Genomic DNA, 22,276 nt, shown 5'->3' on the forward strand with positions numbered 1-22,276 from the left:
TATCGCTGCGGCCGCGCAGGCAGCTACGCGGCTACCGTCCACGGGAGCTGGCTACGATCGACGGGGACGAAATCGCTCCGCACACGCGGAGCCGGAGCTTCGTCACGTCGATACCTCGAAGGCCCGGGTACCGGCGTCCCACCATCACGCACGAGACACGGGGGTACACCGGGTGACCGCTGGAGGCGACCGACTGGTCGGCGTCGTGCTCGACCGGCGTTATCGCATCGAATCGCAGATCGCGCGGGGCGGCATGTCGACCGTCTACCGCGGCACCGACATGCGTCTCGACCGTCCCGTCGCCGTGAAGATCATGGATCCGCAGTTCGCGGCCGATCCCCAATTCCTGGCACGGTTCGAGTTCGAGGCCAGATCCGTCGCGCGATTGACGCATCCCGGGCTCGTCGCGGTCTACGACCAGGGCCAGGACGGCGATCACGTCTTCCTCGTGATGGAGCTCGTCGAGGGCGGCACCCTGCGCGAGCTGCTGCGCGAACGCGGGCCGATGCCGCCGCACGCCGCGGCCGCCGTGGCCGCACCGGTCCTCGGGGCCCTGGCCGTCGCCCACCGGGCGGGTCTCGTGCACCGCGACATCAAGCCCGAGAACATCCTCATCTCCGGCAACGGTGAGGTGAAGATCGCCGACTTCGGGCTCGTCCGGGCGGTCGCCGCCGCGACCACCACCTCGCGCAGCGTGATCCTCGGCACCGCGGCGTACCTGTCTCCGGAGCAGGTGACCATCGGCAGCGCCGACGCGCGTAGCGACGTCTATTCCGCCGGTGTGCTCGTGTACGAGATGCTCACCGGCCGCACTCCCTTCACCGGCGACACGTCCCTGTCGGTGGCGTACCAGCGCGTGGAGAAGGACGTGCCGGATCCGAGTTCGGCCATCGACGGGGTTCCTCCCGAACTGGACGCCTTCGTCCGCCGGGCCACCGAACGCGAACCGACGGAACGCTACGCCGACGCGCAGGTGATGGCCGTCGCGCTCGGCGAGATATGCGACACGCTCGATCTCCCCCGCTACCGGGTTCCGGCTCCGAGACGATCCGCGGTGCGGACGCCACCCGTGGTGGATCCCGATGCCGCGGCACCGACCCGCACCATCGACGGCGCCGCTTCCGGGCCTGCCGATCCTGCTCCGGCGACGACGGTGCTTACCGGCTCGGCCGCGAACTCGCATGCTCCGACGACCGTGCAGACCGCCGTGCCGGCCACGCCCGGCCCGAATGCACCGGCCACGCGCCCGCACCCGACCCGGGTCGCGACCCGCACCCATCCGCGTCCCGATACCGAACCGGTGGCGCCCCGGCCCGACTACGCCGTCGACCGCCGCCGTCAGCGCCGGTCCGCCGCCGGTTGGATCGCCGCGATCATCGTGCTCGCGTTGTTCATGGGGATCGCCGGGTGGTGGCTCGGCGCCGGCCGGCTCAGCGACGTCCCGACCGTGCTGGGACTCGACAAGGCGGCGGCCGTGTCCGCGATCGAGACGGCCGGATTGTCCAGCGAGATCCGGGGCGAGTACTCCGACGACGTTCCCGTCGACACCGTCCTCGGCACCGACCCCACCGCGGGCTCACGCGTGCCCGACGGCGACACGATCGCGTTGCTCGTGTCGCTCGGCAGACCCACCGTCCCGTCCATTCCCGGCGCCGGTGAGAGATCCGTCGTCGAGGACGAACTGCGGAGCCGCACCTTCGAACCGGTCGAGGGCGGTACCGCGTTCAGCACCACGGTGCCCGAGGGCGGAGTGGCCGCGCTCGACCCCGCGCCCGGCACCGTCCTGCCCGTGGGGTCCGAGGTCGCGCTTGTGATCAGCAAGGGACCGCCGCCCGTGACCCTGCCCGATCTGACCGGGCGCCCGGTCGACGAGGCGCGTCGCATCCTCGACGAGGCAGGCCTGACCGTCGGGGACATCCGTGAGGTCTTCGACGCCGATGTCGACGAGGGGCGGGTCATCGGCACCGACCCGGAGGAGGGCGAAGACGTCAGCGCCGGCGGAACCGTCACCCTCCTTGTATCCAATGCAGTGAAGGTGCCGTCGATGTTGGGACGCTCGGTGGGCTCGGCCCGCGACGAGCTCACCCGCCTCGGATTCGAGGTCGAGGTGCGGCAACTCGGCGACTCCGACCGCTCGGTCGTGATCGGCCAGAATCCCGGGGCGGGGCGGAGAGCAGAACAGGGCAGCACGGTCACGCTGACCGCACTGCCCTGATCCGACCGCCTGTCCCCTACCCGCGGAGCATCTCCGCTGTGATCAACCGCGGAGCATCTCCGCTGCGATCAACCGCGGAGCATCTCCGCGACCAGGAACGCGAGTTCGATCGACTGCTGCGTGTTCAGCCGCGGATCGCACGCCGTCTCGTAGCGACCGTGCAGGTCGAGATCGGAGATGTCCTGGGCACCGCCGAGGCACTCGGTGACGTCCTCACCGGTGAGCTCGACGTGGATGCCACCCGGATGCGTGCCCAGCGCGCGATGCACCTCGAAGAAGCCCTGCACCTCGTCGACGATGCGGTCGAAGTGACGGGTCTTGTAGCCGGTGGACGCCTCGTGGGTGTTGCCGTGCATCGGGTCGCACTGCCAGATCACCTTGTGACCGGAGGCCTCGACGCGCTCGATGATGCCGGGCAGCAGATCGCGGACCTTCGAGTGACCCATCCGGGAGATCAGGGTCAGTCGGCCCGGCGTGTTGTGCGGATCCAGGCGCTCGACGTACTCGACGGCCATCTCCGGGGTGGTCGACGGACCGATCTTCAGACCGATCGGGTTCGACAGCAGTTCCGCGAACGCGATGTGCGCGCCGTCGAGCTGGCGGGTGCGATCACCGATCCACAGGAAGTGGGCCGACAGGTCGTACAGGCGCGGCTTGTCGCCCGAGTTGTCGAGGCGCAGCATCGCGCGCTCGTAGTCGAGGACGAGAGCCTCGTGGCTGGCATAGATCGTCGCCGCGCGCAGATTCGGGTCGATGACACCGCAAGCGTCCATGAATCGCAGACCACGATCGATCTCGGAGGCGAGCGCCTCGTAGCGGGCACCGGCGGGCGAGGCCGAGACGAAGGCCCGGTTCCAGTCGTGCACGCGGTGCAGGTCGGCCTCACCGGCGGCGGTGACGGCACGCACGAGGTTCATCGCGGCGCTCGCGTTCGCGTAGGCGCGCACGAGGCGCGACGGATCGTGCCTGCGCACCTCGGCATCGGCGACCAGCGAGTTGACCATGTCGCCGCGGTAGGACGGCAGACCGAGCGCGTCGGTGTCGGACGAACGCGGCTTGGCGTACTGGCCGGCGATCCGCGCGACCTTCACGACCGGCGTCGACGCACCGTAGGTCAGCACCACCGCCATCTGCAGCAGCGTGCGGATGTTGCCCTTGATGTGCGGCTCGGTGTTGTCCGCGAACGTCTCGGCGCAGTCGCCACCCTGGAGGAGGAAGGCCTCACCCCGAGCGACGGCGGCGAGCTGGTTCTGCAGCTCCTCGACCTCGCGGGGCACGGTGATGGGAGGCACGCTCTCGAGCACGGTGCGCATCGCCGCGGCCTGTTCCTCGGGCCAGCTGGGCTGCTGCAGCGCCGGCTTTGCAAGCGCCGCGTCGAGGTTGGCACGCAGCTCCTCTGGCAACGGGGGAAGTTCGGGCAAGCGGTCGATCGGCACGTCGACAGTCCAGTTCACCCGTCCAGGATATGGCGTGACGGCCGGAAGCGGCGCAGCACCCCGTTACCCGCGTCACCGCGACCGGCGAGCAACCTCGATCGCTTCGAACTTTGCGAGGTTGTGGCGGGCGTCGGCGAGGGCGTCGTGGTTGTCGTCCGGCGCCGGGGGCAGGGGCGGTGAGCCCGAGTCCTCCCAATACTGCCGGAGCTCGCGGGTGAAGCGGGGCAGGACGTCCGGGAGTTCGGGCATGGTGCCCCACAGCTGGACGAGCACGACGTGGTCGTAGGCTCCGATCCACGCCCACAGTTCGGGCCGGATGCCCGGTCGTGGCACGAGGAACTTCAGTAAGTCGTCGCGGATCCTCGATCGCGACTTCCAGGCGGGGTGCGCCGGGGGCGGGAGCTTCGGGAGGACGTTGCGGCGCACCCAGGCTCCGGCCCGGGTCGGGTCGAACTCGGTCGACACCGCGTAGAACTCGCGGCCGTCCTCGCAGGCGACACCGATCGAGACGAGTTCGATCGTGCGTCCGTCCTCGATGAACTCGCAGTCGTAGAAGTAGCGCACCTGCTCACCCGGCACGCGTGTCGGGAACGCGGTCCGCGACGGGACCGTCCTGCGGCGGGGGCGCGGCACTGCCGTTCGTCGACGCGCCCGTGTCCCCGACCCCCGACTCGTCCGCCGAGCCCTTGTTCTTGAGGGAGGCGGCGTAGATGTCGACGTACTCCTGGCCCGACAGCTGCATGAGCGAGTACATGACCTCGTCGGTGACGGTGCGCTCCACGAACCTGTTTCCGCCCATGCCCTCGAACCGGGAGAAGTCGATGGGCTCACCGATCCGGACGGTGATCTTCGCCGGTCGCCACATCTTCGACCCGATGGGGTTCATCCGGTCGGTGCCGATCATGGCGACGGGGATCACGGGGACGCCGGTCTCCAGCGCCAGTCGCGCGAGGCCGGTCTTGCCCTTGTAGAGGCGTCCGTCGGGTGAGCGGGTGCCCTCGGGATAGATGCCGAGCAGCTTGCCCTGGCCGAGCACCCGGACCCCGGCGTTGAGCGCATCCTGCGCGGCGTCGGCGCCGGTGCGGTCGATGGGGACCTGCCCGACGGACGAGAAGAACCAGCGCTGGAAGGCGCCCTTGAGTCCGGTGCCGGTGAAGTACTCACTCTTCGCGAGGAAGGTGATGCGCCGACGTACGAGGAGGGGAAGGTAGAACGAGTCGAGGACGGCCCGGTGGTTACTGGCCAGGATCGCCGGTCCGTGCGCCGGAATGTTCTCGCCGCCTTCGAACTTCGGACGTCCTATGAGCCACAGCAGCGGCCCCAGGAGGGCGTACTTGAACAGCCAGTACCACATGGCATCCTTCCCGAATCCGATCATCCCCCACACGGATCGGTGCAGCACCGCCCGCCGGTCGACTCTACGACGACGCGACTGCCCCTCGCACATCGCCCCAGTGCTCGACCCCACCCTTTCAACGTCGACGTGACGATAATCTCACCTCCGGCGAATCTCACCTCCAGTGGAATTCGACTACAGCGGCGGTCGTGAGGTTTCGATCGCGGATCGGGCGAGATCGGCGGCACCGATGAGCCCGGCGGCGTCGCCGAGCTGCGCGACCCGGACGCGCGCGAGAGGACGATGGCCGGCGCCGGTGGTCACGGCCGCGTAGTGCTCGCGCGCGGCGTCGAGGAACAACGGCGCGGAACCGGAGACCCCTCCCCCGATGACGACGAGCTCGGGGTCGTAGACGTCGGCGACGAGCGCCAGTCCGAGCGCGAGCCTGCGGGCGAAATCGTCGAAGGCCGCGAGAGCGACGGGGTCGCCGTCGTGGGCCGCACCGGCGACCCGCCGGCCGGTGAGCGATCCGGGATCCGAGGCGATCTCGCCCGCGAGAACGGACCGCCCGGGTTCGGCCGCGAGCATCTCGACGGTCGTGTCCACGAGACCCGTTCCGCTGCAATACCTCTCCCAACATCCCTGCTTGCCGCACGGGCAGGGCCGCCCGTCGGGCACGACCTGCAGGTGACCGAGTTCGGGCGCCACACCGTAGGCACCGCGATAGATCCTGCCGTCGAGCAGCAGGGCCGCGCCGATGCCCGTTCCGAGCGCGACCATCACCGCGATCGTGCTGCCCGCGGCGGCGCCGAAGCGGTACTCGGCCCAGGCCGCGGCATTGGCGTCGTGTTCGAGAACGACCGGCAACCCGAAGCGTTCGGTGAGCGTCTCGGCGAGCGGCGTATCGCGCCAGGGCAGATGCGGTGCGAACCGCACGGTGGTGCGGTCCTCGGTGAGGAAACCCGCGACCCCCAGCCCGACCGCGCCGATGTCGTTGCGCTCACGCAGATGCTCGACGAGCCGGTGCAGCGCGTTCTCGAGGGCGACCGCGGAGGACGGCGTCTGCGTGCGCACACTGTCGACGACGTCGCCGTTACGGTCGACGGCTGCCGCGCGGATGCTCGTGCCCCCGATGTCGATCCCGACCGTGAGCCCGGGGTCGTGCGTGTTCACGTGCGGAGGTTGACGGAGATCGGCTCGAAGGCCGGACGATCCCGTGTCGGCGGATCGGGGGTCGGCTCGGGCGGGACGCCACCGGTCGAGGGCAGGAACTGCGCGAGGAACTTCCGCAGCAACGCGATCAATGCCGCCAGTTTCGACGCCAGCCTGCTGACCAGTTCGTGGTTCTCGCCGCGAACCAGGGCTGCGGCGGCACAGAGCGGGCACCACGCGCACCCGTTCGGGGTGGTCGCGGCCTCGGCGTCACCCGGCGCCGTCGAACCGGTCGCGGTATCGGGGGCGGTATGAGCCGACGCGTCGCCGGTCGCGGCGACGAACTGCTGCACCGTGCCCTCGACGCGGTCGAGCACGGCGTCGGCGAGCAACAACAACTCGGAGATCAGGGCTTCGTGGTCGTCCCTCACAGCGGCCACACCGCCGGATCCGGTACGAATCGCACCACCAGATCGGTTCCGTCGAACTCGGCATCGGAGACGGTGCACCGCCGCAGCCCCGAGGCGAGTCGCACCCGGCGTCGCATGCCGTCGGCGCCGACGACGAGGTCGTCGCCGATCCGTCCGAGTGTCAGGGACGCGGGATCGGCGAGCGGCAGGGACATGCGCATCGCGTACACCGACTCCACCCCCGTTCCCGATTCTTGCTGCACCCGGACCGGCTCGTCGGTCTCCGACGAGGGAACGAGTGCATCGCGGCGGAGCGCCGTGGCGAGCTCCTCCAGAGCTGCCAACCCTACCGGCTCCGCAGCACGGCGCTCGCACACGATCACGGGAACGTCGGTGACGGCCGCCCCGATCTCGGCGACGATCGCCTCGTGCGCGGCCCGTTGATCGGCCAGCAGCCGTGCAGCCGCACCCGAACCGCCCACCGCGGGGACGACGCCGTTGACGACGACCGCGTCGACGCGAATGCCGGACAGGGCGAGCCACGATCGCACCCGTGCGAGCTCGGCACGACCGGCGCGGTCGGGCGTCGCCACGATCACCGCGGCGCTGCGTCCGCGATCGTCGAGCAGGTCGCGTACCGCGGTGATCCCCGACAGCAACCGATCGAACAGCGCGACGAAGACACCCGTGCGGGGGTCCGGACCGGTGGCCGCCGCGACCCGGCTGTGCTGAGGCCAGATCCGTTCCAGCGAATCGGAGACCGTGCGCGGCGCGGTGAGGGTGCGCAGGGCGTCGGCGGAGGCCGGGGCGTCGACGACGACGAGAGCCCACCGTCCGCTGTCCGCGAGTCGCGCGACCTCGGCGAGCACGAGCAGTTCCTCGACGCCGGGAAGCCCGGTCAGTTCGTCGGGCTCGGGCAGGTCGAACTGGTCTGCGTGCTCGTGCGTCCCGGCGAGCGCCGCCATCGAGGCGAGGACCGCGTAGCGCGTGCGGAGCAACTGCAGCGAGTCGATCTCGACCATGCCGAGGTTGTCCTCGACGGTGCGGATGTCCGTCGCGCCGGCGTCCCGGTTCGTGGCCGGAGGCAGGTCGAGCACGTCGCCGAGGGAGTGCGCCCGGTCGATGGACACGACGAGCACGGGTTCTCCCGCACGGGCGGTCGCAAGCGCCTCGGCCGCGGCAAGGGTCGTCTTCCCGGCGCCGCCCTTTCCGAGGAACCATCGCACGCGGGCCGGGGCGTGCCGGACGTTCAGCCCTCCACCTGCTTCTTGAGTTCCTTCAGCGCGGTGTCGGTGATGACCTTCTCCGCCTTGCGCTTGAACAGACCGATCATCGGGATCGTGAGATCCACGGTGAGCTGGTAGTCGACGACCGTGGTGCCGCCGGGGGCCTCGGTCAGCACGTACGAACCGGACTGGGCCTTCTGGATCTCACCGCTCTCGAGCTCCCAGCTCACGGCACGGTTGTCGGACGCCCACTTGTACCGCAGGACGTAGGTGTCCTTGACGATGCCGGCGTCGAGGACGAAGCGCACGCGTTCGGCGCGGCCGTCGGGACGATGTTCCACGACCTCCACGGTCTTCGCCGCCGACACCCACGTCGGATAGGCATCGAAATCTGCGATGACCTCCATGACACGCTCGGCCGGCGCGTCGATGGTGATCGACCTCTTCGTCTTCTCGGCCATGTGGTGACGGCTCCCTTTCTCGGTCCCTCGGGTGTGCACCGATCAGTCCCGCCCCGAGGGTCTATCACACACCGTGGGAACAACGGTATCGGGACGACGCTCCTTCGGTGGCTTCAGTGTCGCGGCGGTTCACCTGCCGGACGACCGGCCTCGAGACGCTGCTTGACCTCGAAGGTCATCACCTTCCCTTGGACCCGGCGCGTACGGTTCATTCCCGCGAGGTCGAGACCCGCCACCCGCTCGGGCGCGACACCGGCCGGCTCGCAGTGCAGGAAGTAGTGGATCACCGCGCCGTCGAGAACCGGCTCGATCCACACCTCCATCGTTCCGTCGAGCGGACCCGACACCGTCCACCGGATGCCCTTCTCGGCTCGGTCCTCCCGCACGGTCAGTACGAGATCGGGCCACCATGCACGCCACCGATCGAGGGCCGCGACCTCCTCGGCGATACGCTCCGGAGGCGCCGCTACGAAGGTCTGGTCCGCCACCTGAATGCTGCTCACGCAGAACAGCTTCACATATCGCGTCGGCGGCCCGTCCGGTCACCCCGCCGACGGCGTCACCGTCTCGTTCGGGGGCGCCGAGGCGTCGAGATAACCGCGCAATCTTGCGCCCAGGACGTCCCATCTCCAATCGCTGGAGACCCACTCTCGACCGGCCGCGCCCATCGCGGCGGCACGATCGGGATCGGCGAGGACACCGGACACCGCGGTCGCGACGGCTGTGACGGAGGTGCCGTCGACGACGTAGCCGGTGCGACCGTCGCGCACCGTTTCCGGGGCACCACCCGACCGGCCTGCCACGACGGGCACCCCGGTCGCGGACGCCTCGAGGTACACGATGCCCAGGCCCTCGACGTCGAGACCGCCGCCGCGGGTCCGGCACGGCATCGCGAACACGTCAGCGATGGTGTGGTGCGCGGCGAGCTCGGCCGACGGCACGGTGCCGGTGAATACGACGTGCTCCTCGACATCCGTGCGGCGCGCGAGCTCCCGCAGGCGCGACTCGTACGGTCCGCCGCCGACGATGACGAGGACGGCACCGTCGATCCGCTTCCGGATCGCGGGCAGCGCGCGGATGAGCACGTCCTGTCCCTTGCGCGGCACCAGGCGCGACAGACACAGCACGGTGGGCCGGTCGCCGAGACCATAACGTGCCCGCAGTTCGGCGCGGGCCGCCGGATCCGGCCGGAAGACGTCGGTGTCCACCCCGGACGGCAGGTGTTCGAGACCCGCTTCGGGGCCGAATGCCGAGGCGAACCGCCCCCTCGTGTAACGACTGACGTAGGTGACGGTGTCGGTGTGCTCGCCGATCCGCCGCAGCGCCTGCCGGGCGGCGGGAAGCATCGACCATCCCACCTCGTGGCCGTGGGTGCTGGCGACGATGCGATGAGCGCCGGCGCGGCGCAGCACGGGCGCCAGCAGCGCCAACGGTGCAGCCGCTCCGAACCAGACGGTGTCGCAGTCGTGTTCGGTGAGCAGCCGCGTGGCCCGTCGCGCGACGTCGGGTGTCGGCAGCATCAGTGTCGTGGGATGACGGACGACCTCGAAGGGGACTCGTGCGTCGAACTTCACATGGCTGTCGCCGCGCCACCGCGGCGCGTAGACGACCAGGTCGTCGGACGGCAGCTGGTTCGCGAAGGCGTGCAGATAGGACTGGATGCCCCCCGGTCGGGGCGGGAAATCGTTCGTCACCAGCAGGGTCCGCGACATGGGACCACCGTAGAAGCAGCGCGACGGGAAGGCGCCGACGGGTCCCGAGCTCCGGACGGTGCCGATGGGCCCGGCCCGGACCGTCCCGGTCAGCGGATGTCGCGGATGCGCTCTCCGAGCCAGCGACCCCAACCGCCCACGAAGCCGGCGGTGTCGACGCCGAGCAGGTCTGTGAGCACGTCGTCGAGGTGTTCGTCGGTGACGGGACCCGCGGCGAGGGCGCGGTAGAGGGAGACGAGCGTGTCGTGTCCGAACTGGTCCGCGGTGTACGCGGCGATCGACCAGGAGCTCTCGTAGGCGAGCGTCGACCGGTCGCCGATGAAGTCGCCGTCGGCGGGCAGCGACGTCGGTGCACCCGACGCCCGTACCTGCCGGGTCAGCGTCGGCGCGATCCGCTGCACGTCGACCGGCCCGGTGGCGAGGCCCTCCGCGGCCGTGCGGTGGCCGACGTAGTCGGCGAAGCCCTCGAGGACCCACATCGGGGAGCCGTCCACGGTGCCGGCGCGTGCGGCGACGTGCACCGTCTCGTGCGCGAGCACGATCCGGCGGGAGGTGTCGTCCAGCCGGTCGCTCGCGGCCGGGTTGAAGACGATGCGCTGCCCGGTGGCGATCCCGCGCTCGTGGTCGACATCGTCGGAGACCGCGACGGCCGCGATGTCGTCGCCGTCGTGTCGTGGCCCGACGAGGTGCGAGAACTCCTCGTGTGAGGACGTCACGACCACCAGTGCGCGTCGCGGCCAGGAATCGCCCCAAAGGTCGTCGACAGCCTCGACCACCGACGGCAGTTCGCCTGCCAGGTCGTCGACGAAGGCGGCGTTGTCCGGGTGTCCGATCACGAGCGAGCGACCACCCTCGGTCTGCGCGGTCGCGAGGTGGAGGCTGCCGTGGTCCCAGGGCCCTCGCCAGGTGACGGTCTGCGCCCCGGCGAGATCGGGTGCGTCGTCGGCGATCCGCCAGCCCTGCGGCCGGTGGACGAACAGCACGGTCACCGGTCGCCGGGTGGGTATGTCGTCGATTCCGTCCACGGCGTACCGCAGGTGGACTCGGTGCGCCCGTACCTCGTCGGCCGCGAACCGGGCGATCGTCTCGGGCGGCAGGAGCAGCGCGGGTTCGGAGGCGAGTTCGTAGCCGAGATCGGCGAGGGGAACGGCGGAGATCGCCGCGATCCGCTCCCGTTCGGCGTCGAGGAGTTCCGGAGACGCGTCGTCGATCAACTCCGCGAGGGACCCGTCGTCGCCGGTCCGGACGGCGTGCGCCCAGTCGTCGAGCACGACCTGCAGTTCGGCCCGTACCCGGCTGTCGGCGTCGTCGGTGTCCACCGGGTCGACGGCCAGCAGCAGTCCTGCCGTGACCAGCGCGACCACGAGCCCGGCCAGGCCGAGACGTTCCCACTTGCGGGTACCGGCGGTGAAGGGCGATCGCGCGGGCACCGCGTCAGTCTAGGTCGGTGTCCGAGGGTGGTCCCGTACGCCCTCGCCCACCGGCTGCGATCCCGCCTCTACCCGGTCAGTACCGCCGGGCGCTGTGGAACGGGAAGCGATCGATCGACTGCACCTTCACCGGCACACCGAAGGTCGACGCGTGCACCATGTTGCCATCGCCGACGTACATGCCGACGTGGGAGGCGTCGTCGTAGAAGATCACGAGGTCGCCGGGCTGCAGATTGTCGCGGGAGACGGGGATGCCGCCTTGCGCCTGGGCCTGACTCGACCGGGGCAGTGATTTGCCGACCTGGTTGTACGCCCACACCATGAGTCCCGAGCAGTCGAACTGGTCGGGGCCGGTCGCGCCCCACACGTACGGCGAGCCGATCCGCGACAGGGCGGCGCGGAGCGCGGCGCCGTTGCTGCCGGGGACGAGGTGCTGCAGGATCTTCTCGGCGTCGAGGCCCGGAGGGAAGGGAGTGCCGGCGAGTTCGGCCTTCTCCGCGTCGCTCAGCGCCTCGAAGGCGTTCAGGACCCCTTCGATCTGCTCCTCGAGTTCGGCCTGTCGCCGCTGGAGTTCGTCGCGGAGGGTCTGGGCCTGCTCGGCGGCGGCACGCGCCTCGTCGGCGGCATGCTGCGCGGCGACGGCCGCCTCGGCCGCAGCGGCGGTGGCCGCCCGGAAGCCCTCGACCTCACGCGAGGTCTGCTCGCCCAGGACGTCGAGCAGGACCATCTGGTCGAGCATCTGCTGGGGCGAGTCGCTCACCATGACGGCGAACAGCCGGTTGGTGCGCGCACCGCGGTAGTTGGCCCGCGCGAGCTTGTCGACGGTGGGCTTGAAGCGGGCGATCTCGGCGCGAGCGGCGCCGAGCGCGTCGTCGGCCTGGCCGGCACGCACCTCGGCCTCGTGCTGCGCAGCGACCTTCGCTTCGAGATCCGCCCCGGCGGCGTGCAACGCCTCGGTGGCCTGTTCGCTGCGACGCGACAGATCCGCGAGGTGCTCGAGGCGTGCTGCCGGGCTCTCCCCTGCGGGTTGCGCCGTCGCCGGCGCCAGGGTGAAACCGAGGACCATCATCACGAGGGCTACGACGAGCGCCGGACGGCCGGTCCGTCGCCTGTCCTGCACTCGTACGAGGTGCTTCGTCCTGTCGGAAACCACGTGGGCTCGCATCCTTTCCCAAAGGTCTCGATCAGGTTACGGAATTGCATAGGTTTGTGTCTACCTGCGAGTAGCCCTCCCACGCAGCGGTCGTTTGTGCAAGCAGTTCCTGCATCGGAAAGGACGTGCAGACACACGAGGAGGGTGGGTCCGGTACGTACCGGACCCACCCTCCTCGGGCAGTGCGTCGGCGCTGGAGCGGGGTGCTCAGCCGATCGGAAGCGACGGGCGCCGACCGATCAGAAGCGACGGGCGCCGTCGACGGGCATCGAGTTCAGCGGTGCGATCTTGACCGGCTGGCTCGAGGTGGAGGCGTGCACGATGTTGCCGCCGCCGATGTAGATGCCGGTGTGGCTGCCGCCGTAGAACGACACGACGTCCCCGGGCTGCAGAGCCGCGACGTCCACCGGGGCACCGGCGGAGGCCTGCTCGTAGCTGGTGCGCGGGACGCTCAGACCGGCCTGCTTGTAGGCCCACTGCACGAGACCCGAGCAGTCGAAGGAGCTCGGGCCGGCAGCGCCGTAGACGTAGGGGGCACCGATCTTCGACTGCGCGGCGTCGGCAGCGCGCTGGCCGACAGAGCTGAAGGGGGCGGTGAAGGAACCGGACTGAGGCGCGGGGGCGGCCTCGGGGGCCGGCGGAACGATGTTGGCGATCTCCGGCGGCACGGTCACACCGGCCGGGAGGTCGAACGTTCCGACACCGGGAATGTTGATCGGCTCGGCCATCGCCGGGCCGGCCGAGACGGTGACTGCTCCGAGAGCAATGGCACCGGCGACGAGTGCGCGCCGGACGGTGCGCGTGCTGTTGTTCGAAACCACGAGGGGACGTTCTCCGTTTCTTCCGTTCACCCGCCGACCGAGTTAGCTGACGGGTTCGGGCCGGAAGATCAGCCCTACCCCTCCCCGCGAGCAGCGGAGGGGATTCACCCCGAGTACTACGTGTGGGTCCCCGGCTCACCGCTCCCGCAGACGGGAGAAGCGATTAGGCGGTAACCGTGCGGCTCCGACCCGGGGGTGGGGCGGAAACTCTCCGCTCGGTCTCGAAAAGATTACGAAACGGCATCGGTGAAGTCGACCGCCTTGCCGGGCGACCCGACCTTCTCGGCCCACCCCTGGAGGAATGCCGTCGCGGGGCAACGGTCCGATAACGGCGCGGTAACGGCCACTGTCCGGCGCACCTCCGCTCGGGAGAGGCCCGGCGCCCGTTTCACCCGAGTTCCTTCCGGAAGAACCAGGTCAGGGCACGCTGACTCATCGACCGTCGACGAGGCGATGCGCCCGATTCGCCGGATTGTCGTTCCCGGAGGCCGATCGGTCTGTTCTCCGGCCTCCGTTTACCCTTCATCGAGCCGAAAAGAACGCAGTGTGATCCTCGTCTCCCCGTGCTCCGAACCCCGCTCCGAAGCCCGCTCGACGGCGTGTCGGTGACGCTTCCTAGGCTCTGCCGCATGACCTCGCCGCAACCATCCGCCCTCGGCGTGCAACTCGGTTTCGACGAGCTCGACACTCCGCTGCGCGAGACCACCTTCGTCGTCGTCGACCTCGAGACGACCGGCGGGAAGGCAGCCGAGGACGCCATCACAGAGATCGGCGCGGTGAAGATCCGCGGGGGCGAGGTGCTCGGCGAGTTCGCGACCCTCGTCGATCCGGGGCGACCCATCCCCCCGTACATCGTGCAGCTCACCGGCATCACCACCGCGATGGTCTATGCGGCGCCCAAGGTCGAGGAGGTGCTGCCCGCCTTCCTGGAATTCGCGTCCGGAGCGGTGCTCGTCGCACACAACGCCGGATTCGACGTCGGCTTCCTCGAGGCGGCCACGGCGCAGTGCGAACTCGCGTGGCCCCGCTTCCAGGTGCTGTGCACCGTCAAGCTGGCCCGCCGCGTCCTCGGACGCGACGAAGCGCCGTCGGTGAAGCTGTCCGCGCTGGCCGAACTGTTCCGGGTCTCCACCGTGCCCACCCACCGCGCCCTGGACGACGCACGCGCCACCGTGGACGTCCTGCACGCCCTCATCGAACGGGTCGGCAACCAGGGCGTCCACAGCCTCACCGAACTGCGCGACTATATGCCGGTGGTCACCGCCGAGCAGAGGGCCAAACGCGCACTCGCCGCGCATCTGCCGCGCAAACCGGGTGTCTACATGTTCCGCGGCCCGTCGGACGAGGTGCTGTACGTCGGCACGGCGGTCGACCTGCACCGGCGTGTCCGTACCTATTTCACGGGCTCCGAGACGCGACCGCGGTTGCGCGAGATGGTCGCGCTCACCACACGCATCGATCACGTCGAATGCGCCCACGGGCTCGAGGCCGGCGTCCGCGAACTCCGGTTGATCGCGGCCCACACCCCTCCCTACAACCGCCGGTCGAAATATCCGATGCGCGGTTGGTGGATCATCCTCACCGACGAGGCGTTCCCGCGCCTCGCCGTGAGCCGCACCCCCGGACCCGACTCGGTCGGCCCGTTCTCGGTGCGCGCCGACGCCGCGGATGTCGCGGCACTGCTCGCGGAGATGTGCGGTCTGCGCACGTGCACGCGCAGGATCGGCCGTACGGCCCGCCACGGCGACCGCTGCCCGCCCGTCGCGGTCGGGGGCTGCGCCGCAGCCGCCTTCGGGGTCCAGGACGCCTCCGCCTACGCAGCCCAGGTCGAGCGTGCGCGCGCGGTCGTCCGCGGAACCGCCGACGACGCCGTCGAATCGGCGCAGCAGCGACTCGACGCCCTCGTGCGCGACCAGCTGTTCGAGAACGCCGCCCGCCTCCGCGACCGCCTCGCCGCCGCCCTCGTCGCGCTGCGGCGCACGCAACGCCTCGCGGCGCTGGCGGCCGTCGACGAACTCGTCGCCGCGCGACCGCGGGCCGAGGGCGGGTGGGAGTTCGCCGTCGTGCGCGCCGGTCGTCTCGCGTCCGCCGGAGTGGCACCGCGCGGTGTGCGCCCGATGCCCGTCGTCGAGGCGATCGTCGCCGCGGCCGAGACGGTGCGGCCGTCACCCGGCCCGCTCCGGGGCGCGTCCCCGGAGGAGATCGGTCTGGTCGCACGTTGGCTCGACGGCGAGGGCATCCGCATCGTCCGGGCGAGCGAGGGCTGGTGCGAACCGACACGGGGTGCGGGCCGGTGGAGCACGTGGGCCGAGCTCGCCCGCGACGCCCGCGCGGTCCGCAGGCTCCTCTCCGCCGACGACCCGCACCGCTTAGGCTGATGCAATCCCCGAGGAAGGTTGAAGGAGACCCCATGATCAACGCGATCGTCCTGATCGATGCCGAGGCGAACCGTATCCCCGAGACCGCGCAAGCGGTGGCCGACCTCGACGGTGTCGACACGGTGTACTCCTGCGCGGGCGACGTCGACCTCGTGGCCGTGGTCCGGGTCCGCGACCACGAGAAGATCGCGGAGGTCGTCACCCGGGGCATCAACAAGATCGACGGCGTGACGAAGACCGTCACCCACATCGCATTCCAGTCGTACTCGAGCGCCGACGTCGAGGCCGGTTTCTCGATCGGGAACTGACACCCCGCAGCACCACCGACGACCGCCGGGCCCGCACCGATGCAGTGCGGGCCCGTCGTTCGTGTGTCCTTATTCTTCTCCGGTCATTTGTGTCCGGAACCGGCACCCAGCCGCGTGGTGACCTCGGCCCACTGCTCCAGGACGGCCGTGGCCCGGCCGCTGTCGATCGCCTCTGCCGCCGTCTCGAGCCCGGCCGTGAGGGCATCCTCGAGAACGCCGTCGACGCCCCGGAAAGCCGCGATTGCCCCGGCGGCGTTGAGGAGCACGGCATCGCGCACCGGCCCTGTCTCCCCCGCCAGCATCGCCCGCGCGATCGCCGCGTTCTCCGTGGCGTCGCCTCCGCGGAGTGCCTCGAGCGGAACCCGTTCGATACCGAGATCGCGCGGATCGAGCGTCACGACCCGGACCTCGCCGCCGTGGACGACGTGCACGCGCGAGGTCGTGGAGGTGGTCAGTTCGTCGAGACCGTCGTCGCCTCGGACGACGAGCGCCGAATTGCCGCGCTGCGCGAGCACACCGGCGACGGTCGGGACGAGCGGTTCGAAGGCGCACCCGATCAGGCCGGCGCTCGGGCGGGCCGGATTGGTGAGCGGGCCGAGGACGTTGAAGACCGTCGGGATGCCGATCTGCTTGCGCGGTGCGGCCGCGAAACGCAGCGCCGGGTGGTAGACCGGCGCGAAGCAGAATCCGATCCCGGCCTCGGCGACCGAGCGGGCCACCTCGTCGGGTCCGAGATCGATGTGCACTCCGAGCGCTTCGAGCACGTCGGCGCCGCCGCTCTTGGACGAGGCGGCGCGGTTGCCGTGTTTGACCACGCGAATACCCGCTGCGGCGACGACCAGCGAGGCCATCGTGGAGATGTTGACGGTGTTCGCCCGGTCGCCACCGGTGCCCACGACGTCGACCACGTCACCGTCGACCGGGACCAACCGGGCGTAGTCGAGCATCGTGTCGGCGAGTGCCCGCACCTCCTCGGGTGTCTCGCCCTTCATCTTCAGAGCGACACCGAAGGCCGCGATCTGAGCGGGAGTGGCGTTGTCGGAGAAGATCTCGCTCATCGCCCATCGCGCCTCCGCGGCGGACAGGTTCTGCCCGGCCGTGAGCACTCCCAGGACGGAGGGCCAGTTCTGCGTCACCTCGTCCGCGTCTCGCGTCGCGTTCATCGCACCTGCCCTCGCCGCATCTCGCTCCTCACCGGGCACCGGCGTGCCCTCCGACCGGTCAGCTTAGCCAGCGGAATCCTGCGGTTGCAGAGCGTCCCATCCCAGGGCCGTTCCACCGAGCCGCTGGGCAAGCGAGGCCATGCGCGACTTCTCCTGCGCACAGTGCAGTGCATCGAGGACCTGCACGCGCTGCAGGATCACCGAGGCGCCCGCGACGGCCGCGGCTGGGACGTTCCCGTCGCCGGTCCCGGCCACGACGTAGCCGTCCTGCCCGGCCAGTTCCGCCGCCCGGTCCACCCTGTCGGCGGGCAGGGCGAGGTGGTGCCGCAGAACCGCCTCGTCCTCGGCCTGCCACACAGGTGTCGCCTCGGCGGCACGCTCGAGCGCCGTCGAACACGCCTCCGCGTCGTCGAAGGACGAGACGACCACGACCAGGTCGGGCCGGTTCGCGTCGAGCGGTTCGCTGCGCCGACCGATCAGGGACCGCAGCCACCCCCGAACACCCTTTCCGGTACTCATGTCACCACGATCGCACGTGACCTCCGCGACCCTCCGAAATGTCCCGTGTGACACCCCACCGAGCACCCGCCACCGAGTGCCCACCTGGAGAAATACAGGTCCGGGACCTGCACGGACGCGCCGATTTCGGCCCCGATTGCCCAAGACGTACTACGACGGGTCATACTAGCCAGCGTGACGAGCGCAGTAGGGACTTCAGGATCTGCAATCACACAGCGCGTGCACTCGTTGAACCGGCCCAACCTGGTCAGCGTCGGCACCATCGTGTGGTTGTCCAGTGAGCTCATGTTTTTCGCAGGGCTCTTCGCCATGTACTTCGTGGCACGGGCACAGGCCCCGGAGGGCATGTGGCCGCCCCCGCCCACCCACTTGAACCTGTGGTTGGCGGTACCGATCACCATGGTGCTGATCGCTTCTTCCTTCACCTGCCAGCTGGGCGTCTTCGCCGCCGAGCGCGGCGACGTCTTCGGCCTGCGACGGTGGTACATCATCACCCTCGGCATGGGCACCTTCTTCGTGCTCGGTCAGGGCTACGAGTACATCACCCTGGTGAAGGACGGCACGACCATCCCCGGCAGCGTGTACGGCTCGGTGTTCTACATGACCACCGGTTTCCACGGCCTGCACGTCATCGGCGGCCTCATCGCATTCGTGTTCCTGCTGTTCCGCACGAAGGTCAGCAAGTTCACGCCTGCGCAGGCCACTGCGGCCATCGTCGTTTCGTATTACTGGCACTTCGTCGACATCGTTTGGATCGCGCTGTTTGCCACGATTTATTTCATCCGTTAGCCAGCTGAACGCCCAGGCAGCCCCCTGACGTCCAGTCCGTCCCGACATAAAAAAAGGGATACAGATGAGTTCATCCCCACCTCTCGCCTCCGAGGGTGACATGCCCGGTCGATCCTCTGCAGCCGATGCTGCGAAGTCCCGCCGCCAGCGCAAGATGCGCCGGCGCGTCACCGGAGCGTTGGTCCTTGCGCTCGGTCTCCTCAGCGCAGGCTTCATCGCCTCCGCACTGACACCTGCCCCGCAGGTGGCTACAGCGCAGGACGACCAGAGCGCTCTGATCCGCGAGGGTCAGCAGCTCTACGAGACCTCCTGCGTGACCTGCCACGGTGTCAATCTTCAGGGCGTCCAGGACCGCGGTCCCAGCCTCATCGGTGTCGGCGAGGCCGCCGTCTACTTCCAGGTCTCCTCGGGCCGCATGCCGATGATGCGCAACGAGGCCCAGGCCCTCCGCAAGGACCCGAAGTTCGACGCTGCGCAGACCGACGCGCTCGGCGCGTACATCCAGGCCAACGGTGGAGGCCCGACGGTCATCCGCGACGAGAACGGCGAGATCGCCCAGTCGTCACTGCGCGGCAACGACATCGGACGCGGTTCGGAGCTCTTCCGCCAGAACTGCGCGTCCTGCCACAACTTCACCGGACGCGGCGGCGCGCTCTCGTCCGGCAAGTTCGCACCGAACCTGGATCCGGCCAACGAGCAGCAGATCTACACCGCGATGCTCACCGGCCCCCAGAACATGCCGAAGTTCTCCGATCGTCAGCTGACGGTCGAGGAGAAGAAGGACATCATCGCGTACATCAAGTCCGCCAGTGAGACGAGAGACCCGGGTGGCTACGGGCTCGGCGGCTTCGGCCCCGGTGCCGAAGGGCCGACCATGTGGGTCGTCGGCATGGTCGCCGTCGTCGGCGCTGCACTGTGGATCGGAGCAAGGTCATGAGTGGCGGCGAAACGCCGAACAAGCACACGGTCGAAGATCTCGACCGGATGAGCCGGGACGATCTCGTCACGCTCGGCACGAACCTCGACGGCGTCGACGTCGCGTTCCGCAAGGATCGCTGGCCCGTCGAAGGCACGCGTGCCGAGAAGCGGGCCGAGCGCAACGTCGCTTTCTGGTTCGCCCTCGCGGGCATCGCGGGTGTCGCGTTCATCGCGATCTACCTGTTCTGGCCATGGGAGTACCAGGGCATCGGCGACGAGAACTACGGCTGGGACAGCCTCTACACCCCGATGCTCGGACTGACCCTGGGTCTGTCCATCCTCGGCATCGGCGTGGGCGCGGTGCAGTTCACCAAGAAGTTCATCCCCGAGGAGGTGTCGATCCAGGATCGGCACGACGGCGGCTCGCCCGAGGTCGATCGCAAGACGATCGTCGCCGAGCTCTCCGACTCGCTCGAGACGTCCACCCTGCCGCGCCGTAAGCTGATCAAGCGCACCGCGATCTTCGGTGGTGGCGCGCTCGGCCTCGGTCTGATCATGCCGCTCGGCGGCCTGATCAAGAATCCGTGGGCCGAGGGTGACCAGTCGTCGCTGTGGGTGTCGGGCTGGACTCCGCGCTACCCCGGCGAGACCATCTACCTGCGTCGCGACACCGGCCGCCCCCAGGACATCGTCCTGGTGCGCCCGGAGGACCTCGACGCCGGCGGTATGGAGACGGTGTTCCCGTTCCGCGAGTCCGATCGCGGTGACGACCACGCTCTGCTGCAGAGCCTGCGCGGCATCCGCAACGCCGTCATGCTCATCCGCCTGCGCACCGAGGACACCGAGCGTGTCGTCAAGCGCAAGGGCCAGGAGAGCTTCAACTACGGCGACTACTTCGCGTACTCGAAGATCTGCACGCACCTCGGCTGCCCGACCTCGCTCTACGAGCAGCAGACGCACCGCATCCTGTGCCCGTGCCACCAGTCGCAGTTCGATGCGCTGGAGTACGGCAAGCCGATTTTCGGTCCCGCTGCTCGCGCACTGCCGCAGCTTCCGATTACAGTGAACGAAGAGGGCTTCCTGGTCGCCAACGGTGACTTCATCGAGGCACTCGGCCCGGCATTCTGGGAGCGTCGCCCGTGAGTACTGCAACCCCGTCCCGCGCCGCACAGATCGGCGAGAATCTCGATTCTCGCTACCACCTGTCCGCGGGCATCCGCCGCCAGATCAACAAGGTGTTCCCCACCCACTGGTCCTTCCTCCTGGGTGAGATCGCGCTCTACAGCTTCGTCATCCTGTTGATCTCGGGTATCTTCCTCACCCTGTTCTTCGACCCCTCGATGGCGCACGTCATCTACGAGGGCGTCTACACGCCGCTGCGCGGTGTGGGTATGTCCCGCGCCTACGAGACGACCCTGAACCTCTCCTTCGAGGTCCGCGGTGGTCTGTTCGTGCGACAGATCCACCACTGGGCAGCACTGATGTTCGCAGCGTCGATCGTCGTCCACCTGCTGCGCGTGTTCTTCACCGGTGCGTTCCGGCGTCCGCGTGAGGCCAACTGGGTGATCGGCTCGCTGCTGCTCATCCTGGCGATGTTCGAAGGCTTCTTCGGTTACTCCCTCCCCGACGACCTGCTCTCGGGCACCGGCCTCCGCGCCGCGTTCTCGGGCATCACGCTCTCGATCCCGATCATCGGTTCGTGGATGCACTGGGCGATCTTCGGTGGCGACTTCCCGGGTGAGCTGATCATCCCGCGCTTCTACGTCCTGCACGTGCTGCTCGTCCCGGGCATCATCCTGGCCCTGATCGCCGCGCACCTCGCGCTGGTCTGGTACCAGAAGCACACGCAGTTCCCCGGCCCCGGCCGCACGGAGCAGAACGTCGTCGGCGTTCGTATCCTCCCGGTCTTCGCCGTCAAGTCGGGTGCTTTCTTCGCGATGACCTTCGCGGTGCTCGCCCTGATGTCCGGCCTGCTGCAGATCAACCCGGTCTGGAACATCGGCCCGTACAACCCGTCGCAGGTGTCCGCCGGCTCGCAGCCCGACATCTACATGATGTGGACGGACGGCATGGCCCGTATCTGGCCCGCCTGGGAGCTGTACCTGTTCGGCCGGTACACGATCCCGCAGCCGTTCTGGATCGCGCTGATCATGGGCCTGGTGTTCGTCGTGCTCACGGTCTACCCGTGGATCGAGAAGAAGTTCACGAAGGACGACGCACACCACAACCTGCTGCAGCGTCCGCGCGACGTGCCGGTCCGCACCGGCATCGGGTTCATGGCCCTGGCGTTCTACGCCGTCGCCACGATCATGTGTGTCAACGACATCATCGCGTACAAGTTCGACATCTCGATCAACGCGACGACCTGGATGGGCCGCATCGGTCTCGTCCTGCTCCCGCCGCTCGCCTACTACATCGCGTACCGGTTCTGCCTGGGTCTGCAGCGCAGCGACCGTCAGGTGCTCGAGCACGGCATCGAGACGGGCATCGTCCGTCGCCTGCCGACCGGCGAGTACATCGAGATCCACCAGCCGCTCGGCCCGGTGGACGAGCACGGCCACCCGATTCCGCTGGAGTACCAGGCCGCCCCGGTTCCGAAGCGGATGAACAAGCTCGGCACCGCCGGCAAGCCCGGCTCCGGCAGCTGGTGGAGCCCGGACCCGGCCGACGAGGCCGCCGCTCTCGAGGCCGCCCACCACGAGGCCGAGCTCGAGCTGCGGAACACGCTCCGCGAGTACCAGGAGCGCGTCCACGGCAACGGAGACGGCGCAGCCCAGCTGCCCGACAAGTCGCAGCACTGATCCGCATCAGCGGCTCGTAACGGGGCCCCGGACCATCACGGTCCGGGG

21 protein-coding genes and 1 riboswitch are annotated in these 22,276 nt (G+C 69.3%); of the genes, 7 read left to right on the forward strand and 14 right to left on the reverse strand.

Annotation, left to right across the window (positions count from 1 at the left end):
- Window positions 1–172 precede the first annotated feature (172 nt).
- Window positions 173–2,215 carry a Stk1 family PASTA domain-containing Ser/Thr kinase gene (pknB, locus tag IM25_RS19890; protein WP_033097591.1) on the forward strand — a complete coding sequence of 681 codons (2,043 nt, stop codon included), beginning with the start codon at window positions 173–175 and terminating at the stop codon, window positions 2,213–2,215.
- 68 nt (window positions 2,216–2,283) lie between these two features.
- Here the strand turns inward: pknB and IM25_RS19895 are convergent, their stop codons facing one another.
- From IM25_RS19895 to IM25_RS19950, 12 genes are all read right to left on the reverse strand, one after another.
- A complete protein-coding gene (locus IM25_RS19895; protein ID WP_006554163.1) occupies window positions 2,284–3,669 on the reverse strand; it encodes a class II 3-deoxy-7-phosphoheptulonate synthase in 1,386 nt (461 codons plus the stop codon).
- A 54-nt stretch (window positions 3,670–3,723) separates the two neighbouring features.
- Entirely contained in the window at window positions 3,724–4,215 is a 492-nt protein-coding gene (locus IM25_RS19900) for a polyadenylate-specific 3'-exoribonuclease AS (RefSeq protein WP_006554164.1), read from the reverse strand.
- Between the two features lie 4 nt (window positions 4,216–4,219).
- The gene (locus tag IM25_RS19905; protein ID WP_065996555.1) at window positions 4,220–5,005 is read right to left on the reverse strand and encodes a lysophospholipid acyltransferase family protein; all 786 of its coding nucleotides are present in this window, start codon (window positions 5,003–5,005) and stop codon (window positions 4,220–4,222) included.
- A gap of 177 nt (window positions 5,006–5,182) precedes the next feature.
- Window positions 5,183–6,160 (reverse strand): ROK family glucokinase, encoded by a 978-nt coding sequence (locus tag IM25_RS19910; RefSeq protein WP_006554166.1) that lies wholly within the window; start codon window positions 6,158–6,160, stop codon window positions 5,183–5,185.
- A complete protein-coding gene (locus IM25_RS19915) occupies window positions 6,157–6,579 on the reverse strand; it encodes a hypothetical protein (protein ID WP_033097590.1) in 423 nt (140 codons plus the stop codon). Before IM25_RS19915 ends, IM25_RS19910 begins: the two co-directional genes overlap by 4 nt.
- Window positions 6,567–7,775, reverse strand: coding sequence for an ArsA family ATPase (locus tag IM25_RS19920; RefSeq protein WP_065996290.1), 1,209 nt, complete (start codon window positions 7,773–7,775; stop codon window positions 6,567–6,569). Before IM25_RS19920 ends, IM25_RS19915 begins: the two co-directional genes overlap by 13 nt.
- 23 nt (window positions 7,776–7,798) lie before the next feature.
- Window positions 7,799–8,236 carry an SRPBCC family protein gene (locus IM25_RS19925; protein ID WP_006554169.1) on the reverse strand — a complete coding sequence of 146 codons (438 nt, stop codon included), beginning with the start codon at window positions 8,234–8,236 and terminating at the stop codon, window positions 7,799–7,801.
- A gap of 113 nt (window positions 8,237–8,349) precedes the next feature.
- Window positions 8,350–8,739, reverse strand: coding sequence for a hypothetical protein (locus tag IM25_RS19930; RefSeq protein WP_024101289.1), 390 nt, complete (start codon window positions 8,737–8,739; stop codon window positions 8,350–8,352).
- Between the two features lie 39 nt (window positions 8,740–8,778).
- Window positions 8,779–9,948, reverse strand: coding sequence for a glycosyltransferase family 4 protein (locus tag IM25_RS19935; protein ID WP_006554171.1), 1,170 nt, complete (start codon window positions 9,946–9,948; stop codon window positions 8,779–8,781).
- A gap of 89 nt (window positions 9,949–10,037) precedes the next feature.
- Window positions 10,038–11,378: a membrane protein gene (locus IM25_RS19940; RefSeq protein WP_033097589.1), complete on the reverse strand. Its 1,341-nt coding sequence runs from the start codon at window positions 11,376–11,378 to the stop codon at window positions 10,038–10,040.
- A 76-nt stretch (window positions 11,379–11,454) separates the two neighbouring features.
- Complete coding sequence (locus IM25_RS19945; RefSeq protein WP_006554173.1) at window positions 11,455–12,498, reverse strand: C40 family peptidase; 1,044 nt, start codon at window positions 12,496–12,498, stop codon at window positions 11,455–11,457.
- Window positions 12,499–12,770: 272 nt separating this feature from the next.
- Window positions 12,771–13,352, reverse strand: coding sequence for a C40 family peptidase (locus IM25_RS19950; RefSeq protein WP_024101293.1), 582 nt, complete (start codon window positions 13,350–13,352; stop codon window positions 12,771–12,773).
- 15 nt (window positions 13,353–13,367) lie between these two features.
- Window positions 13,368–13,532: riboswitch (cyclic di-AMP (ydaO/yuaA leader) on the reverse strand.
- Between the two features lie 449 nt (window positions 13,533–13,981).
- Here IM25_RS19950 and IM25_RS19955 point away from each other — a divergent pair.
- Window positions 13,982–15,730 (forward strand): DEDD exonuclease domain-containing protein, encoded by a 1,749-nt coding sequence (locus tag IM25_RS19955; RefSeq protein ID WP_033097588.1) that lies wholly within the window; start codon window positions 13,982–13,984, stop codon window positions 15,728–15,730.
- A 32-nt stretch (window positions 15,731–15,762) separates the two neighbouring features.
- Window positions 15,763–16,038, forward strand: a complete 276-nt coding sequence (locus IM25_RS19960; protein WP_006550005.1) for an Lrp/AsnC family transcriptional regulator — start codon at window positions 15,763–15,765, stop codon at window positions 16,036–16,038.
- An 83-nt stretch (window positions 16,039–16,121) separates the two neighbouring features.
- Here the strand turns inward: IM25_RS19960 and trpD are convergent, their stop codons facing one another.
- Both trpD and IM25_RS19970 read right to left on the reverse strand, forming a co-directional pair.
- Window positions 16,122–17,201, reverse strand: a complete 1,080-nt coding sequence (trpD, locus tag IM25_RS19965; protein WP_019289774.1) for an anthranilate phosphoribosyltransferase — start codon at window positions 17,199–17,201, stop codon at window positions 16,122–16,124.
- 63 nt (window positions 17,202–17,264) lie between these two features.
- Window positions 17,265–17,720, reverse strand: a complete 456-nt coding sequence (locus tag IM25_RS19970) for a hypothetical protein (RefSeq protein ID WP_006550007.1) — start codon at window positions 17,718–17,720, stop codon at window positions 17,265–17,267.
- 174 nt (window positions 17,721–17,894) lie between these two features.
- Between IM25_RS19970 and ctaE the strand changes: the two genes are divergently transcribed.
- The 4 genes from ctaE (at window position 17,895) to qcrB (ending at window position 22,228) form a co-directional block, all read left to right on the forward strand.
- Window positions 17,895–18,509: an aa3-type cytochrome oxidase subunit III gene (gene ctaE, locus IM25_RS19975; RefSeq protein ID WP_006550008.1), complete on the forward strand. Its 615-nt coding sequence runs from the start codon at window positions 17,895–17,897 to the stop codon at window positions 18,507–18,509.
- A gap of 100 nt (window positions 18,510–18,609) precedes the next feature.
- Window positions 18,610–19,446, forward strand: a complete 837-nt coding sequence (qcrC, locus tag IM25_RS19980) for a cytochrome bc1 complex diheme cytochrome c subunit (protein ID WP_183079267.1) — start codon at window positions 18,610–18,612, stop codon at window positions 19,444–19,446.
- On the forward strand, window positions 19,443–20,570 hold the full coding sequence (gene qcrA / locus IM25_RS19985) for a cytochrome bc1 complex Rieske iron-sulfur subunit (RefSeq protein ID WP_065996291.1): 1,128 nt from the start codon (window positions 19,443–19,445) through the stop codon (window positions 20,568–20,570). The genes qcrC and qcrA overlap by 4 nt, the downstream gene beginning before the upstream one ends.
- Complete coding sequence (gene qcrB, locus IM25_RS19990) at window positions 20,567–22,228, forward strand: cytochrome bc1 complex cytochrome b subunit (RefSeq protein WP_024101297.1); 1,662 nt, start codon at window positions 20,567–20,569, stop codon at window positions 22,226–22,228. The genes qcrA and qcrB overlap by 4 nt, the downstream gene beginning before the upstream one ends.
- Window positions 22,229–22,276 lie beyond the last annotated feature (48 nt).

This window comes from Rhodococcus sp. p52, assembly GCF_000763325.2.
GTDB lineage: Bacteria > Actinomycetota > Actinomycetes > Mycobacteriales > Mycobacteriaceae > Rhodococcus > Rhodococcus pyridinivorans.